The sequence below is a fragment of the Mitsuaria sp. WAJ17 genome, from assembly GCF_014174515.1.
Lineage (GTDB): Bacteria > Pseudomonadota > Gammaproteobacteria > Burkholderiales > Burkholderiaceae_C > Roseateles_B.
The window spans coordinates 1-15,219 of the sequence record NZ_JACJUG010000050.1 but is presented as its reverse complement, the minus strand read 5'-3'; the positions used below and the strand labels follow the sequence as shown (position 1 = coordinate 15,219).

The window sequence follows — 15,219 nt, the reverse complement described above, 5'->3', positions numbered from 1 at the left end:
CGAGTCAGCGCCGATGATAGTGCGGATTCCCGTGTGAAAGTAGGTCATCGTCAGGCTAATATCCCGCCAAACCCCCGGTCCCGCAAGGATCGGGGGTTTTGCTTTTGGGATTCCAGAAATCACCTCTACGTTGCTGGAGCCAATCTACAGCGGGCAGGGCGCTAGATCGGGAAATGCCCTGGATTGGGTCGAAAGCTGGGCCGCTTGTGCTCAGCGATGGCCACGCTCATCGTCTCATCGTTCTCCCTCCGCCCGCAGGCGCACCAGGGGACCCTCAACGAGCACCTGACCGGCCTTGGACAAGCCGTCCACCAGCTGTTGGGCCCAGGTTTGTGAGTCAGGAGCCCCAGCCAGCGCGCGAAGGCGCTGCTGTACAGGTGTGGCTTCCAACCAGGCTTCGACGGCGTCCCACGGGCGCTCGCGCCATTCCAGCAGGTGGTACATCAACAGCGCCTTGCCGCCATGCCGGGCATGACGTATGGGTTCCGACCGGAAGTAGTCCAGACGGCTGCGAGCTTCCCTCAATGCGGCTGCGGTATCCGTGAAGAGTGGGCCGTGACCTGGCAGGACCATTGCTGGATTCAGCGCTTGGATGAAATCCAGGGTCTGCTCCACTTCATCAAAGGCGGCACCCAGTGCCGGGCGGGCTGCCAGCTCCGGAAAGACGATGCCAAAGCCCTTTTCCCAGAGCGCATCCGCTGAGATGAGCAGACCCAGGCGTGGCTCAAAAAGAATGATGGATGCGGGGTCGTGGCCCGGGGCACCATGGACCTCCCACCGGCAGTTGCCCTGTTCGAACCACGACCCCGGCCGCAAGCGTTCATTGGGCACAAAGCGGTCGCAGCGTTGGCCAGTGTCCACAAAGCTCAGCAGCGACTCGTGCCAGGCTTCTGCCGCCTCGAATTCGGCCGGTGGCATCCAGACCGGCGTGTGATAGCGCGACTGCAGCGCGCCATTGCCCCCACAGTGGTCGGAATGCAGATGCGTGTTCAGCAAGGCGCGGGGCGCGCGGTGGCCCTGCTGCTGCAGATGCTGCGCGACTAAAGCCAGGGTCTGCGGCGCATGGCTGACATAGCCGGTATCCACCACCAACGGCCCGCGCAGGTCTCCACCCAGCAGCACCATATTGGCCGAGAGCCAGCCACGTTCAATGAAGTCGATATGCGGGGGCAGCTTCATGAAGTGCCACTCATGCCGCGCAAGGTGCCTTCGGGCGCCTGTTCAGCCGCGCAGTTCGCGCCTGAGGATCTTTCCGACATTGCTCTTGGGCAGCTCATCCCTGAATTCGATGTACTTGGGCCGCTTATACGCGGTCATCTGTGCATGGCAATATTGCGCCAGATCCTCTTCAGCCAGGGCCGGGTCGCGCTTCACCACGAAGAGTTTCACCGCTTCGCCAGACTTGGCATCAGGCACGCCAATCGCTGCGCATTCCAGGACACCCGGGTGCAAGCTGACCACCTGCTCGATCTCTGTCGGGTACACATTGAATCCCGACACCAGGATCATGTCTTTCTTGCGATCGACGATACGCACATAGCCTTGCTCGTCCATGACGCCGATGTCTCCGCTTTTGAAGAAGCCGTCTGGCCAGAACACCTGTGCCGTTTCGTCGGGGCGGTTCCAGTAGCCAGCCATGACCTGCGGGCCGCGAATGCAGATCTCGCCGCGTTCGCCCAGCGGGACGTCACGTCCCTCGTCGTCACGGATGGCGATCTCCGTGCTGGGAATGGGTAGGCCGATGGAGCCATTGAACGCTCGTACATCCAGGCGGTTCACCGTGGCGACCGGCGACGTCTCGGACAGGCCGTAGCCCTCCACCACCGGACAGCCGGTGATGCGCAGCCACTTTTCGGCAGTGGCTTGCTGCACCGCCATGCCGCCGCCGTTGGAGATCACCAGCTCCGAAAAGTCCAGGCGCGCAAAGGCCGGCTCGTTCGCCAGAGCATTGAACAGTGTGTTGACAGCAGGGAACATATGCACCCGGTACTGCTGCAGGGTGCGAATGAAGCCGGGGATGTCCCGTGGATTGGTGATCAGCAGGTTGAGCATGCCTTGCCGTGCCCCCAGCATGTAGCAGGCCGTCAGGGCGAAGATGTGATACAGGGGAAGGGCGCAGACCACGGTCAGCTGCTTGCCGCCCACACGCTGGAGCATGGGCCGAAACCAGGCTTCGCTCTGCAGGATGTTGGCCAGCACCTGCCGGTGCTGCAGTGTGGCGCCTTTGGACACCCCGGTCGTGCCCCCTGTGTACTGGAGGAAGGCCACGTCATCGGCCGTCACTGTCACGGGCTGCAGCGTCCGGCTGCGGCCCTGGCTGATGACGGCATTGAAGCGGCGCACGGAGCGCCCCTCGCCCAAGGGCAGCCGGAACTCCTTCACCATCTTCTTCAGATGCCGCACGGCGAAGTTCACCAAGGGGCCGCGCCACCATCCGAGCAGGTCGCCCAGTGAGGCGAGCACCACGTGCCGCACCGGTGATTCATTGATCACCTCCTCCAGCGTGGCCGCGAAGTTCTCCAGCACGATGATGGCTTCGGCGCCGCTGTCCTTGAGCTGGTGCGCCAGCTCGCGTGGCGTGTACAGCGGATTCACGTTCACGACGACGCAGCCGGCCCGCAGGATGCCGGCAATGGCCACCATGTACTGCAGCACATTGGGCATCATGATGGCCACGCGCGTGCCCTTGGGCAGGCCCAGGCCCTGCAGGTAGGCGGCCAGCGCGCGGGACATCTCGTCGAGCTGCCGGTAGCTCAGTCGCTGATCCATGCACACCGCGGCGTCGCGGTCGGCGTAGGTCCTGAAGGCTTCCTCCAGCAACTCGACGAGGGAGCCGTAGGTGTCTACCGCCACCTCGGCCGGCACTTCGCGGGGATAGGACTTCAGCCAGGGCTTGTCCCTGGACGTCGGCTGCTTGCCGGGGGACTCGAGCACGGCACTCATGGTGGGCGACTCTCCTTGCTGGGGCTTCGACGCATGGTGAGTGGCCCGCCGCGCAGCGCCTACGGGAGTTGCCCTAGCCCTCCGTCGCGTGGGAGACAGTCTGTCCCGGGCGGGACCAGCGCGCTGAACAGGGCGGAGGCCAGTGCCAGCTCTCGCTCGCGCACGGTGCACAGGAAGTCCCCGGCTCCGCGCATGGCCTTGAAGGTGTCGAAGCCTTGCTCCAGGAAGTGCTGCAGTTCGGCCAGGCCGGCCGCCGATGCAGGGCCGCGCATCATGCGCAAGGCCTGGCGCAGCAGGGGCTTTCGGGTCAGTTGGTCCAGCGAGGCCCCCACAGCCAGCGTGAGCTCGATCTGCTCCTGGCGCCGCTCGGGCTGTCCGACCACCTGCCAGGCCTGCACATATCGCAGCGCCGTCAAGGGGGCCCCGAGCAACTCGCTGGCCATCTCACCATCGAGCCGCTCGGACAGCGCATGCAGTTCGGCCAGGTGAGATACCGTTTGCACCACTTGCTCAGGGAAGAGCCGGACCAGGGCGGGCACCACCCGGGCGAACTGGGCATCGCGGCTGGAGAAATCACCGGGACCGTAGAGCTCTTCGAGGAAGAAGCGCGCCGCCGCCCCGTAGCGGGGGGACGCCAGGAGGTCCGCATAGGTGCGAGCAAAGCGCTGCTGCTGGAACAGCTTGAGTGCCTGGACGCAGGCGTTCAGGGCAGGATCAGCCAGCCGGCGCTGGCGCTCCTGCTCGACCATCTGCAAGTGCTGGAGGATGCGGGATTCCAAGGGCGATGCCAGGTGGGTGGGTCAGGGCCTGGGCGGAATTGTCCGCCTACACTGACCCCGCTTCGCTAGTGCGGAGACTCGAATGAAGCGCAGGAAGGGCCGCTTGACGATGAGCAATGCGAGACAACAACAGCTGATGCTGGCCGTGCGGTTGCTGCTGGGCCTGCTGCTGGGCGCTTGGGGGGGGCAGCACTGGGGGCCGCCGGGGGGCCTGCTGATGGCATGGACGGGTGTGTTCGGCTGGACGCTGCTGGTGCTGCCGGTCTTTCTGCTGCTGAGGCGGCTGCCGCGGCCCGAGGGCCAGCCGCAGCCCTCGGTGGCGCAGTGCCTGCGTGCCGCAGGGCGGGAATGGTGGGCCTACGAGAAGGTCTTCTCTTGGCAGCAGCCATTTGGCGAAAAACGCAGCCCTGACCGCTGCGACGCCAGCCATGCGGGCTGCCGCGGCGTGTTGCTGCTGCATGGCTTTCGCTGCAATCGAGGCTTGTGGCAGCACTGGGAGAGGCGTCTGGATGCGCAAGGACTCCCCCATGTCTCGCTGAGTCTCGAGCCGCCATTTGCCAGCATTGATGCTTATGCCGAGCAGATCGAGTTGGCCATCCGGCGCTTGGAGGAGGTGACGGGCCTGCCGCCGGTCGTGGTGGCCCACAGCATGGGCGGACTGGCCCTGCGCGCCTGGCGGCGGGCGGTGGGGGCCGCGCCCGGACGTGTGCACCACGTGATCACGCTTGGCACCCCGCATGCTGGTACGCTGATGGCCCAGCTTTCCGGCGCGCCCAATGCCCGGCAGATGCGGGCGCGCTCAAGCTGGCTCCAGACTCTGGCGGAGAGCGAATCGGCCGACTGGTGGCGGCGCTTCACCTGCGTCTACAGCTGCTGCGATCAGGTGGTCTGTCCGTCGGTGCTGGCCGTGCTGCCCGAGGCGCAGACTCTGGTGGTGCCGGCAAGCGGGCATCTTCAACTGGTGTTCGAGCCGATGGTGCTGGACGCGGTGCTGCGGCGCTTGACGGCGGACTGAGGCGCTGCCGCCAGAAACGGCATGGCCCGGATCATGCCGGGCCACGGTTTTCAGACGTTCTGACCAGGCGTCTGCATGCGCTCAGGCCTCTCCCGGCCTGGGGCGGCCTGTCCGCAGGGACAGTCCTCGCTCAGGCCTCTCCCAGCCTGCGCGCTTGCATGCGCGCAGTCCTTCGGCCTGGGGCGGCCTGTCCGCAGGGACAGTCCTCGCTCAGGCCTCAGCCTTCAAGACGCCGCGGCGGATCTGGTCGAGTTCGATGCTCTCGAACAGGGCCTGGAAGTTGCCTTCGCCGAAACCTTCGTTGCCCTTGCGCTGGATGATCTCGAAGAAGATGGGGCCGATCACTTCCTTGGTGAAGATCTGCAGCAGCAGTTCGTTGGGCGCGCCCTGGTGGGTGGCGCCATCGATCAGGATGCGCAGACGCTTCAGCTCGGCCATGTCCTCGCCGTGGGCGGGCAGGCGCTTGTTGACCAGGTCGTAATAGGTCTCGATGGTGTCCTGGAACTCGACACCGGTGGACTTCATGCTCTCGACCGACTTGTAGATCTGGTTGGTGCCCAGGGCCACGTGCTGGATGCCTTCGCCGTGATAGAGGTCCAGGTACTCGGCGATCTGGCTCTTGTCGTCGCTGCTCTCATTGATGGGAATGCGGATCTTGCCGCAAGGGCTGGTCATGGCCTTGGACTTCAGCCCGGTCAGCTTGCCCTCGATGTCGAAGTAGCGCACTTCGCGGAAATTGAACAGGCGCTCGTAGAAGTCCGCCCATTCCTTCATGCGGCCACGGAAGACGTTGTGCGTCAGGTGGTCGATGTAGGTCAGGCCATGGCCCTCGGGGTTGGAGTCCACGGGCTGGCCGTTGGCGTCCAGCAGGGGCACGAAATCCACGTCGTAGATGCTGATGTTGCCGATGGCGCCGGGCTGGGCGCCATCCTTGCCCTGCCAGCGGTCAACCAGGTAGATCAGCGAATCGCCGATGCCCTTGATGGCCGGGATATTGAGCTCCATCGGGCCGGTCTTGTTGTCGAAGCCCCAGGCGCCCAGTTCCAGTGCTCGCTGGTAGGCAAAGGCGGCATCCTTGACGCGGAAGGCAATGGCGCAGATCGAGGGGCCGTGCAGGCGGGCGAAGCGCTGGGCGAAGGCGTCCGTCTCGGCATTGATGATGAAGTTCACATCGCCCTGGCGGTACAGGGTGACGTTCTTCTGGCGGTGCTTGGCCACGGCCTTGAAGCCCATGGTCTCGAAGAGCTGGCCCAGGGCGGTGGGATCAGGGGCGGCGAACTCAATGAACTCGAAACCGTCAGTGCCCATGGGGTTGTCCCAAGGAGTAAAGGCCATACACGTCTCCAGGCGGAAAGTTTTGCGATAGCGCAAAACTGTACGAGGATGAGGCCGCAGGATTCATGCGATCTTGCGAGTCCCTTCCCATGGGTATGCAAGAAAGCTGCAAGAATCTGTATATGGACAAGGAAAGTCAGCTCGATGCGATCGACCGGCGCATTTTGAGGGCGCTGCAGGTCGATGGCCGCGTGACCTACGATGCGCTGGCCTCGCAGGTCAACCTCTCGGCCTCGGCCGTGCTGAGGCGGGTGCGGCGGCTGGAGGAGATCGGCGTCATCTCCGCCTACGTGGCCCTGGTAAATCCGGAGTCCGTGGGTCTGGGCCTCACCGCCTACATCAATGTGCGGCTGGAAAAGCACACCGAGTCGCACAAGCGCAACCCCATGGACCTCTTCCGCGCCGCCGTGCAGACTTGGCCAGAGGTCGTCGAATGCTCGGCGTTGACGGGTGACATGGACTACCTTCTGCGCGTGCTGGTGGAAGACATGGCGCACTACTCGCGCTTCATCACTGAGACCCTGCTCAAGCATCCCAGTGTGCAGGACTGCAAGACCAGCTTCGTGCTGGATCGCCTCAAGAACACGACGGCCCTGCCGTTGTGAGTCGGGCTTGGGCCGGCTGTCTTCAGCGGCGTCGCAGCACCAGGGCCAGTTCCTGCCAGCCCTGCGCATGTGCCACGGCGGCGTAAGGCGGCGCCGGCCATTCCCACAGTGTTGCGGGGAAGACGGCGCGCATGGCGTTGATGTCGCAGTGATAGGGCGGGCCCTCGACCAGGCCTTGCGCAGCGGACTCACGGCGAGCCTGCATGAACAGTGCCAGCAGCAGGCCGCCAGGCGGCAGCCAGCGGGCCAACTGGGCTGCATAGGTCTGCCAGTGGTCGGGGTGCAGGGCGCACAAGCAGGTCTGTTCGTAGACCACCTCCGGCTGGGCGCCCGCAGGTGGCTGCCATTGCAGCACGTCGGCCTCCTCGACCTCGGCGCGCAAACCGGCTGCCAGCAGGCCCTGGCGGGCATGGGCGACGGCAGCGGGGGCATAGTCCAGGCCGCGTGCGATCAGCCCGTGCCGAGCCAGCGCCTGCAGTTCGTGCCCCTTGCCGCATCCCGGCACCAGCACGTGATCGCCGGCACGCAGGACGCCGGCATCCAGCCAGGCCTGCAATTGGGGGTGAGGTGCGCCACGGTCCCAGGGCGTCTGCCCTTGCTCGAACCGCTGCTGCCAGAAATCTTGTGTGGGGCCGGCCATGGGCCGCATCATAGGTGGCGGCAGGCCCGCGGGTGAGGGGGCATGGGAAACGGGTAGACGGGGCACAGACGTCAGCGGACGTCCAGTTCATGCAGCAGCTTAAGAGTGTGGGTCGGGCCCAGCGTCAGCAGTTCGCCGATCTCGCGGAGGTCATCGGGAACTGCGGGGTTCTCCCAGCTGTCCGCGGTGTGCCGCGCGAGGCGCACCGCCAGGCGCACGCATTGCACTTGGGGGTCATGCCCGCGCTTGTCGTCGGTACAGTGAGCCAGCAGCTCAGGCAGACGCCAGGCCCGCATGAGGCTCTGCTCCAGGTCGCCCAGCTCGATGTTCAGTACCTCCTTCTGCGCCGTCACGCTGCGTGTGCCGGGCTGCGAGGCCAGGCGCCACTGGATCTTCTGGGCGAGGTCCGGGGCGTGGCACCACAACAGCATCTCGGCGAAGTCGTGCAGCAGGGCCGCGCTGTGGATGATGGCGGCGTCCGGGTCCAGGCGGTGGGCCGCGAAGCCCAGGGCGAATCGCGCCGCGCGGTCGGCGCGCCGCATCACTCGCATCAGGCCGCCATAGGCTGCCGGCAGGTGGGCGAGGCGGTCCTCGACGGTGGGTTGGGCGCCGAAGAACTTGAAGAAGGGCGTGATGCCCATCAGCACCAGGGCCGCCGTCACCGTCTCGGCATCGGCCAGCAGGCGGCTGGACCGATGGGCCGAGGCGAAGCGCAGCACCTTGAGCGTCATGAGCGGATCGGTGGCCAGGCCCTCGCCGATGCTGTTGGCATCGACGGCGTCCTCATTAGCACGCCAGAGCTCGAGCTGCTCGGCTGTCGATGCCAAGACAGGGATCTCCGCCTCCCGGAAAAACGCAGTCCAGCGATTCAAGTCCAGGAAGGGCTTGCTCAGTGGGGTGAAGGGCTGGGTCGGCGGGGTGCTCATCGCAGGCCATAGCGTAGGCGCTTTTGTCGAGTATCGGCAATGCCGAGCCCAACTTGAGCGCCATGCTCGCGACGGCCAGCAGCAAAGTGAGGAAAAATCGTCTCATCGGATCTTCCCTTCACCCGGCCAGCCGCCGAGGCGTTCGCCGTCGAAACGGACGCTGCCGATGGGATCTCCGGCGCGGCGGCGCGGGATGCGCTCGCCGGTGGATTCGACGGCCGTTTCATCGCGGCTGTCCTGTGCAGGCGGTGCGCTGAGCCAGCGCACCAGGCGCAGGGACAGTGCAGCCAGAAAGTCGCTGCTGCTGCTGACGATGCCGTAGCGTGTCGTCTTGATGATCTTTTGCATGTTGGTGCTCCCTCGGGCCTCGCGCCGGAAGGCGGCGAGGCTGGCGATTCACGGACTGCGCTCGTCTGGGCGCAGGCGGCGGATTTCCAGGGCCAGGTCTTGCTTGGCGCGCTGGCGTTCGGCGGCGCGTTGGGCCTGGTGGCGGCCGGCCTGCCGCAGCAGGGCCGGCGCCACCAGGGGATTGCGCGGTTTTCGGCCCTGCAGCATCAGCTTCGGGCGAGGCGCGGTGAACTGGGACATGTCGCTCTCCTTGGCGCCACCAGGGTTCATCGGGTAGGCGCAGGCAATAAAGGGTTGAACGGACGGCGCACAGGCGGAGCCGGGCCGGTGGACGAATCCACCCGCAGGCTGGCCCGGCACGAGACCGGTCTCAAGTCAGGGCGCGGCGGCGGGACGCATGCGCAGGCAGTGGTTCGAAGCCACGCAAGACGGCAGGCCGCAGGCAGGCGCTGGCACATCGGGACGCAAGGCGCGTCCGCGGGTCTTGCGGGGGGCTGGCGTCGGCCCGGGTTCGGCAGCGACGCACGGCTCGCAAGGCCCTGATGACCAGGGTCAGGTGAGGTTGCGGGTGCTCACCGGCGAGGCGTCATCCAGGCACTGCAGGGGCGAGATGACGCGCGGTGGTGAGGAATTCATCGCGGTGAACCCGTCCGCGACTTGCGCAAATGATAAACGATTGATTATCTTGCGCAAGTGCTTTTTATCTCTGATGCAAAGCAAACCAGCGCGCCGTGCGAGGCTCGCGCGGTGCGTGCGGCCAGCGCGCCAGGCGAAGAACGTGCCTGGGCATGGGCCTTGTGGAGCAGGATGGGGCGCCGGAGCTGGCGCCGGGATGGGCCGGGCGGCAGCCGCCGGCGGGCTGCGGATGCGCTGTCCCTGATTAACGCTTCTTGGGCTTGAGCGGGGCAATGCCCTGCTGGAGGCGGCGCCAGTCGTCCAGGTCGCTGGCGTGCGACGCCGCCGAAGCGGGCGCGGCGGGCGGCCTGGCGGCCAAGCCGCGCGACCCAGTGCCGGAGGCAGGATGCACCACCGGGGCGGGCGCTGGGCTCTCCGGCGTCAGCACCTCGCCCAGCAGGTCCAGGAGGCGCGTGCGGGCGCGCTGGGGATGGCGGCGGTAGTAGGTCAGCACCAGGCCGATGATGAAGCGCTCGTCGTCATCGCGGGGCAGGGTGGGTTCCGTTTCACCTGCCGGTGCGGGGGGCTGGCCATGTTCCAGGTCCATCCAGCCCGGGGGCTTGTGGCACAGCTGCTCGAACTGCCGTGCCAGGCGCTCGCCAATCTGGCGGGAGCGGCTCTTGATCTGGCTCCAATAGCTGGGCTGGATCTGCAAACGCTCCGCGAAACGCCGCTCCAGGCCGCGCAAAGCGGCGGCATCGGGGTGCTTGATGGTGGAAGCGACGAACTCTTCAAACAGGATCATCGCGTTGTCCAGGCGGACCTGAGCGACGTCCCGGGCAGCGGAACACATGCCGCAATGATAAAGCCTTGTTCACTCGGACCCGGCAGGGGCGCCCTCATTCTTCCTCGTCGCGGGGCTTGTGGGCGGCCACCAGCTGTGCCTGTGTGTTGGGCGGCACCAGTTCGTAGTGTGAGAGGCTGATTGTGTAGCGGCCCTGGCCGCTGGTCAGGGCATTGAGCCGCGTCTGGTAGCTGCTGAGCTCGGCCAGCGGTGCCAGGCCCTGGATGCTGATGCTGCCCGGCACCGGGTTGTCCGTGCCCAGCACCTGCCCACGCCGGGAGGCCAGGTCGCCGGTGATGTCACCCATGGCGGCGGCGGGCGCCAGAATCTCCACCTGCACGATAGGCTCCAACACCTGCGGGCGGGCCTCCAGCACTGCGGCCATCAGGGCCTTGCGCCCGGCGGTCACGAAGGCGATTTCCTTGGAGTCCACCGAGTGGTGCTTGCCATCGAAGACCACCACCCGCAGATCCACCAGCGGGAATCCGGCGATCACGCCCTGGGCCAGGGCCTGGCGCACACCCTTCTCGACGGCTGGCATGAAGACGCCAGGGATGGTGCCGCCCTTGACCTCGTCGCGGAACTCGAATCCTGCGCCGCGTTCCAGGGGCTCAATGCGCAGCCAGACCTCGCCGAACTGCCCGGCGCCGCCGCTCTGCTTCTTGTGGCGGTGATGGCCCTCGGAGGGTGCGGAGATGGTCTCGCGGTAGGCCACGCGCGGCGGGTGCGTCTGCACCTCGCCCTTGTAGGTCTCGCGCAGGCGTTCCAGCAGCACGCGCAGGTGCAACTCGCCGAGGCCGTAGACCAGGGTCTCATTGGTCTGGGTCGCGTGTTCCAGTCGCAGGCAGGGGTCCTCATCGACCAGGCGGCGCAGCTGGTCCCACAGGCGCTGCTCATCGCCATGCCGGGCCGGGTTGATGGCCAGCCCGTGCACGGGCTCGGGGAACTGCAGCGGGGCCAGATGCAGGTGCTCGTCCTCGGGGGCGTCGTGCAGGACGGCGTCGTAGTGCAGCTCGTCGATCTTGGCCAGCGCGCAGAGATCGCCCGGCAGCGCCTGCTCGACCTCCACATGCTCCTTGCCGCGCAGCATGAAGAGATGACTGACTCGCACCGGCTTGCGTGCATGGCCCACGTAGAGCTGGGCGTTGCGTTTCAAGGTGCCCTGGTGGACCCGCAGCAGGGCCAGCTTGCCGAGGTAAGGGTCGGCCTGGATCTTGAAGACGTGGGCCAGCACGTGGCGGTCGGCGTCGGGCAGCGGCTTCAGGGGTTTGGCATTGGCGCCTTCTCCCTCCAGGAACTGCGGCGGGTTGGCCTCACCAGGGTGGGGCAGCAGGCGGGCGATGGCGTCCAGCAGTTCGGGCACGCCCACGCCGGACTTCGCGGCGGTGAAGCACACCGGGATGAGGTGACCTTCGCGCAGGGCCTGCTCCAGCGGCGCGTGCAGCTCGCTGGCGGGCACATCGCCCTCGTTGAGGTAGCGCTCGACGAAGTCGCCATCGACCTCCACCACCTGTTCCACCAGGGCGCGGTGGGCCTCGGGCACGGAGCCGAAGTCGCTGTCGCCCTCGCGCTGGAAGAAGCAGTCCGAGACCCGCGTTGCGCCGCCCGCCGGCAGGTTCAGTGGCAGGCATTCCTTGCCCAGGCGCTCCTGCAGCAGGGCCAGCAGGCCCGGCAGATCGAGCTCGGGCGCATCGATCTTGTTGATCACGATGAGCCGCGTACGCTCGCGCTGGGCCGCCACCTCCATCAGCCGCGTGGCCATCAGCTCCAGACCGGCCTGGGCATTGAGCACCAGCACGGCGCTTTCCACCGCTTCCAACGCAGGCAGCGCCTGGCCGATGAAGTCCGGTGCGCCGGGGGTGTCCAGCACATGCAGGCGCAGGCCCTGCCAGTCGAGGTGGACGGCGCTCGTCTGCAGCGAGTGCTGCATGCGGCGCTCCAGGGCTTCGTGGTCGGAGACGGTGTTGCCCTTCTCGACGGAACCCGCCTGCGTGATCGCGCCGGCCTGCAGCAGCAGGGCCTCGCACAAGGTGGTCTTGCCGCTGCCCGCGGGGCCGACCAGGGCCAGGGTGCGCAGGCTTTGCAGGCGGGAATCCTGCGCGCTGCCGGACAGGCCGGAGGCAGCGCCCCCTGCGGACAATGGGCTGGAGGCCATGGCGTGCTCCTTGAGGTCGGGACCGATGCGCAAATGCCGTGACCTGAGCCTAGGGCAAGGCATGGCCCCGCACAAGAGGGGGCACGCAAGACCTGACGTCGTTCAGGCGTAGCGCCAGTGGCCTTCCTCCATGCGTTCCTGGGTGGCCGCGGTGAAGGCGTAGTCCAGGACGGGGCGCCGGCCGCTGACGATGTCGGCGATGGCTGCCGCCGAGCCGCAGGCATGCGTCCAGCCCAGGGTGCCGTGTCCGGTGTTCAGGTAGACGTTGGGCACATGGCTGGCGCCGATATAGGGCAGGTTGGAGGGCGTGGCCGGCCGCAGGCCGGTCCAGAACTGTGCGCCACGGCCGTCGGTCATGGCGGGGAAGAGCTCGCGCGTACGGCGCACGATGGCCTCGCAGCGGGTCAGGTTCAGCTCGGTGCTGTAGCCATTGAGCTCGGCCGTGCCGGCGATGCGCAGGCGATCGCCCAGGCGCGAGAAGACGAGCTTGTACTCGTCGTCCGTGAGCGACACCTGGTAGCTGTGCTCTGGCGAGATCACTGGCAGCGTCACAGAGTAGCCCTTGGCCGGATAGATGTTGAGGCGGATGCCCAGCTCGCGCGCCAAGCCGCGGCTGAAGTTGCCCATGCACAGCACGAAGCGGTCGGCGGCAAGGCGCTGCACCACGCCGTTGGCATCGGCGCAGATCACGCGGCTGACGCCGGACTCGCGGCTGCCCTCCAGGCCCAGGATGCGGGTGTCGCAGACGAAGCGGACGCCGGCTTCTACGCAGCGCGAGGCCAGGGCCTGCGTGAAGCGGTGGGCGTCACCGGATTCATCGCTGGGCGTCATCGACCCGCCGACGATCTTGTGCCGGCATTGCGCCAGCGCGGGCTCGATGGCGACGCATTCGTCGGGCGTCTTCATGTCCAGCTCGCAACCCTGCTCGCGCATGATGCGGGCCGGTTCCTGCGCGGCCTCGTACTCGGCGTTGCTGGTGTAGAAGTGCAGGATGCCCTGGGTTCGCTGGTCGTATTGCAGGCCCAATTGGCCGCGCAGCTCGCGCAGTTGCTCACGGCTGTAGAGGCCCAGCTTGACGATGTTGCGGATGTTGTGCGCCGTGCGGCCCGGCGCGCACTCGCGCAGGAACTGCAGACCCCATCGCCACTGGGCCCAGTCGGCGCGCAGGCGAAAGAGCAGGGGCGCGTCCTCCTTCATGAGCCACTTGAGCACCTTCAACGGTGCACCGGGATTGGCCCAGGGCTCGGCATGGGAGACGGAGATCTGCCCGCCATTGGCGAAGCTGGTTTCCAGCCCGGCGGCGGGCTGGCGGTCGATGACGGTGACTTCATGGCCTGCGCGGCGCAGATACCAGGCGGTGCTGACGCCGGTGACGCCGGCGCCCAGAACGATGACATGCATGCGGAACTCTCGATGAACTGAGGGTTGAACGCGCAGGCGTGCGTGACTCGGGCGGGGGAATGCCAAAGAGAGCGTGCGCCTGTGCGCGCCGCTCCCGCTGTCCTCGGTACCTGAGAGATTCAGCCGCAGGACATTTGGATCTGCGGCCTTGCTCCTTCGGCGGAAGCCGGGCTCGGGGCCTGGCTTCACTCTCCAGCATTCGGCTTGACGGCGGATCCAGTACGGGGCCTGAGCGAGTATGGGAGCTTGCGCCTTCGGCGGCAGGCCCGCGTGCGCAAGGCATGGGGACTGCACTCTCCTGAATCCGGGGTGCAGTGTACGTGGCCGGGGCCCGTGGCGACAAGCGGGCCCGATCCGAGGCCGTGCCCATGGCTTTGTGCACGGCGGGCAATTCCCATGGCGCGGGCCCTGGGGCACGCCCAAGATGCGCGACAAGGAGGTCCGCATGGGACTTGTTGCGCAAGGCTGGCTGCTCGGCAGGACTTGGGCCTGCATGAGCTTGGTGATGGCTTTCGCGGGCCAGGCCGCCGCGGACTGCCCGCCGGTCTGGAACGGCCAGGTTCAGCAGGCGGCGCAGTTGCGCGCCTGGGGGCAGGACGCCGCGCTGCCGCCGGCGCAGTTCCAGCGCGTGGCCTTCGCGCTGGCCGACTGCCTGTCCTCGCCCGATCCAGCGCTGCGTGACGAGCTGGGCTTTGAGTTGCTCTCCGCCTGGATGCGCGCAGGCCGGCTCACGCCTCAGACCTTGCGCCTGCTGAGCGACCGCTGGCTGGCGGTGCTGAAGGCCCCGCCCGATGAAGCGGGTTTCCATGCGCCCTTTGCGGCGCTGGCGCTGTCCGAGGTCGCGCGGGTCGACCGCGTCCAGCCCTATCTGCAGCCACCCGAGCGCGATGCTCTGCTGGGGGCGGCCGCGGCCTGGCTGCGGCAGTGGCGGGACTACCGGGCGCATGACGATCGCGAAGGCTGGCGCCACGGCGTGGCCCACGGTGCCGACCTGCTGATGCAGCTGGCCCTGAACCCGGCGATGGACCCGGAGGGCGCGGCCCTTGCACTGGCTTCGCTAGGTGCTCAGGTGCTGGCGCAGGGGCAGGTGGCCTACCAGCATGGCGAGGGCGAACGCCTGGCGCGGGCCGCGCGCTGTGCCCTGGGTCGCAGTGCCTGGTCCGGCGCGCAGGTGCAGGCCTGGCTGCAGGCAGTGCTGTTGCCCGCGCGCGGCAGCACGTGGGACGAGCGCCGCCTGCGCCAGGTGCACAACGCCCGCCAGTTCCTGTGGCCGCTTTACGTCGGCTTGCAGGAGCAGCCTGATGCCGGCCTGCGCGAGCGCGCACTGCCCGCCGTGCGCCAGGCCCTGGCCTCGCTGGACTGATGCCACCGGACGCCCCGGCGCCCGCCACAGCTTCTTACAACGAGGGCGCCGCCAAGCTCCTAGACTGCCTCCATGCCTATGACAGGAGGTGGCGCATGGCGGCTTGGCATCGATGCTCGGGAGCCCTGATGGTGGCAGCCCTGGTGGCCTGCGGCGGCGGAGGCGCTGACTCCAACGCCAGCCCGACGCCCACGCCCACGCCCACGCCCGCGCCCGCGCCCACGCCCACGCCCGCGCCAACGCCCACGCC

At 67.3% G+C, this 15,219-nt stretch carries 14 protein-coding genes and 2 riboswitches; of the genes, 3 read left to right on the top strand and 11 right to left on the bottom strand.

The window, feature by feature from the left end:
* Window positions 1-234: 234 nt before the first annotated feature.
* From H5407_RS22605 to H5407_RS22595, 3 genes are read right to left on the bottom strand one after another with little or no spacing between them, the layout of a single operon-like run.
* A complete protein-coding gene (locus H5407_RS22605) occupies window positions 235-1,179 on the bottom strand; it encodes an MBL fold metallo-hydrolase (RefSeq protein WP_183106759.1) in 945 nt (314 codons plus the stop codon).
* Window positions 1,180-1,221: 42 nt separating this feature from the next.
* Window positions 1,222-2,943 carry a long-chain-fatty-acid--CoA ligase gene (locus H5407_RS22600; RefSeq protein ID WP_183106758.1) on the bottom strand — a complete coding sequence of 574 codons (1,722 nt, stop codon included), beginning with the start codon at window positions 2,941-2,943 and terminating at the stop codon, window positions 1,222-1,224.
* Between the two features lie 59 nt (window positions 2,944-3,002).
* A complete protein-coding gene (locus tag H5407_RS22595) occupies window positions 3,003-3,722 on the bottom strand; it encodes an FFLEELY motif protein (RefSeq protein ID WP_255501402.1) in 720 nt (239 codons plus the stop codon).
* A gap of 82 nt (window positions 3,723-3,804) precedes the next feature.
* Between H5407_RS22595 and H5407_RS22590 the strand changes: the two genes are divergently transcribed.
* Window positions 3,805-4,737 (top strand): alpha/beta fold hydrolase, encoded by a 933-nt coding sequence (locus H5407_RS22590; RefSeq protein WP_183106757.1) that lies wholly within the window; start codon window positions 3,805-3,807, stop codon window positions 4,735-4,737.
* A gap of 210 nt (window positions 4,738-4,947) precedes the next feature.
* Here the strand turns inward: H5407_RS22590 and hppD are convergent, their stop codons facing one another.
* Window positions 4,948-6,072, bottom strand: a complete 1,125-nt coding sequence (gene hppD / locus H5407_RS22585; RefSeq protein ID WP_183106756.1) for a 4-hydroxyphenylpyruvate dioxygenase — start codon at window positions 6,070-6,072, stop codon at window positions 4,948-4,950.
* Between the two features lie 122 nt (window positions 6,073-6,194).
* On the opposite strand from hppD, the gene H5407_RS22580 reads away from it, so the two are divergent.
* A complete protein-coding gene (locus H5407_RS22580; protein WP_183106755.1) occupies window positions 6,195-6,677 on the top strand; it encodes an Lrp/AsnC family transcriptional regulator in 483 nt (160 codons plus the stop codon).
* Window positions 6,678-6,699: 22 nt separating this feature from the next.
* Here the strand turns inward: H5407_RS22580 and H5407_RS22575 are convergent, their stop codons facing one another.
* From H5407_RS22575 to H5407_RS22545, 7 genes are all read right to left on the bottom strand, one after another.
* Window positions 6,700-7,317 (bottom strand): methyltransferase domain-containing protein, encoded by a 618-nt coding sequence (locus tag H5407_RS22575; RefSeq protein WP_183106754.1) that lies wholly within the window; start codon window positions 7,315-7,317, stop codon window positions 6,700-6,702.
* 71 nt (window positions 7,318-7,388) lie between these two features.
* A complete protein-coding gene (locus H5407_RS22570) occupies window positions 7,389-8,243 on the bottom strand; it encodes an HDOD domain-containing protein (protein ID WP_183106753.1) in 855 nt (284 codons plus the stop codon).
* Between the two features lie 102 nt (window positions 8,244-8,345).
* Entirely contained in the window at window positions 8,346-8,591 is a 246-nt protein-coding gene (locus H5407_RS22565) for a hypothetical protein (protein ID WP_183106752.1), read from the bottom strand.
* Between the two features lie 48 nt (window positions 8,592-8,639).
* Complete coding sequence (locus tag H5407_RS22560; RefSeq protein ID WP_183106761.1) at window positions 8,640-8,831, bottom strand: hypothetical protein; 192 nt, start codon at window positions 8,829-8,831, stop codon at window positions 8,640-8,642.
* A 640-nt stretch (window positions 8,832-9,471) separates the two neighbouring features.
* Entirely contained in the window at window positions 9,472-10,059 is a 588-nt protein-coding gene (locus H5407_RS22555; RefSeq protein ID WP_183106751.1) for a hypothetical protein, read from the bottom strand.
* Between the two features lie 46 nt (window positions 10,060-10,105).
* Window positions 10,106-12,205 (bottom strand): elongation factor G, encoded by a 2,100-nt coding sequence (gene fusA, locus H5407_RS22550; protein ID WP_183106750.1) that lies wholly within the window; start codon window positions 12,203-12,205, stop codon window positions 10,106-10,108.
* Window positions 12,206-12,307: 102 nt separating this feature from the next.
* Entirely contained in the window at window positions 12,308-13,606 is a 1,299-nt protein-coding gene (locus tag H5407_RS22545; protein ID WP_183106749.1) for a D-amino acid dehydrogenase, read from the bottom strand.
* 87 nt (window positions 13,607-13,693) lie between these two features.
* Window positions 13,694-13,812, bottom strand: a riboswitch (glycine riboswitch).
* Between the two features lies 1 nt (window position 13,813).
* Window positions 13,814-13,917, bottom strand: a riboswitch (glycine riboswitch).
* Between the two features lie 182 nt (window positions 13,918-14,099).
* Here H5407_RS22545 and H5407_RS22540 point away from each other — a divergent pair.
* Entirely contained in the window at window positions 14,100-14,969 is an 870-nt protein-coding gene (locus tag H5407_RS22540) for a DUF2785 domain-containing protein (protein ID WP_183106748.1), read from the top strand.
* The last annotated feature ends 250 nt before the right edge of the window (window positions 14,970-15,219 follow it).

Coding starts and splice junctions, on each gene's coding strand:
- H5407_RS22590 (WP_183106757.1), top strand. CDS start 3,805: ATGAAGCGCAGGAAGGGCCGCTTGACGATGAGCAATGCGAGACAACAA.
- H5407_RS22605 (WP_183106759.1), bottom strand. CDS start 1,179: ATGAAGCTGCCCCCGCATATCGACTTCATTGAACGTGGCTGGCTCTCG.
- H5407_RS22540 (WP_183106748.1), top strand. CDS start 14,100: ATGAGCTTGGTGATGGCTTTCGCGGGCCAGGCCGCCGCGGACTGCCCG.
- H5407_RS22600 (WP_183106758.1), bottom strand. CDS start 2,943: ATGAGTGCCGTGCTCGAGTCCCCCGGCAAGCAGCCGACGTCCAGGGAC.
- H5407_RS22575 (WP_183106754.1), bottom strand. CDS start 7,317: ATGGCCGGCCCCACACAAGATTTCTGGCAGCAGCGGTTCGAGCAAGGG.
- fusA (WP_183106750.1), bottom strand. CDS start 12,205: ATGGCCTCCAGCCCATTGTCCGCAGGGGGCGCTGCCTCCGGCCTGTCC.
- H5407_RS22545 (WP_183106749.1), bottom strand. CDS start 13,606: ATGCATGTCATCGTTCTGGGCGCCGGCGTCACCGGCGTCAGCACCGCC.
- H5407_RS22570 (WP_183106753.1), bottom strand. CDS start 8,243: ATGAGCACCCCGCCGACCCAGCCCTTCACCCCACTGAGCAAGCCCTTC.
- hppD (WP_183106756.1), bottom strand. CDS start 6,072: ATGGCCTTTACTCCTTGGGACAACCCCATGGGCACTGACGGTTTCGAG.
- H5407_RS22560 (WP_183106761.1), bottom strand. CDS start 8,831: ATGTCCCAGTTCACCGCGCCTCGCCCGAAGCTGATGCTGCAGGGCCGA.
- H5407_RS22565 (WP_183106752.1), bottom strand. CDS start 8,591: ATGCAAAAGATCATCAAGACGACACGCTACGGCATCGTCAGCAGCAGC.
- H5407_RS22555 (WP_183106751.1), bottom strand. CDS start 10,059: ATGTGTTCCGCTGCCCGGGACGTCGCTCAGGTCCGCCTGGACAACGCG.
- H5407_RS22580 (WP_183106755.1), top strand. CDS start 6,195: ATGGACAAGGAAAGTCAGCTCGATGCGATCGACCGGCGCATTTTGAGG.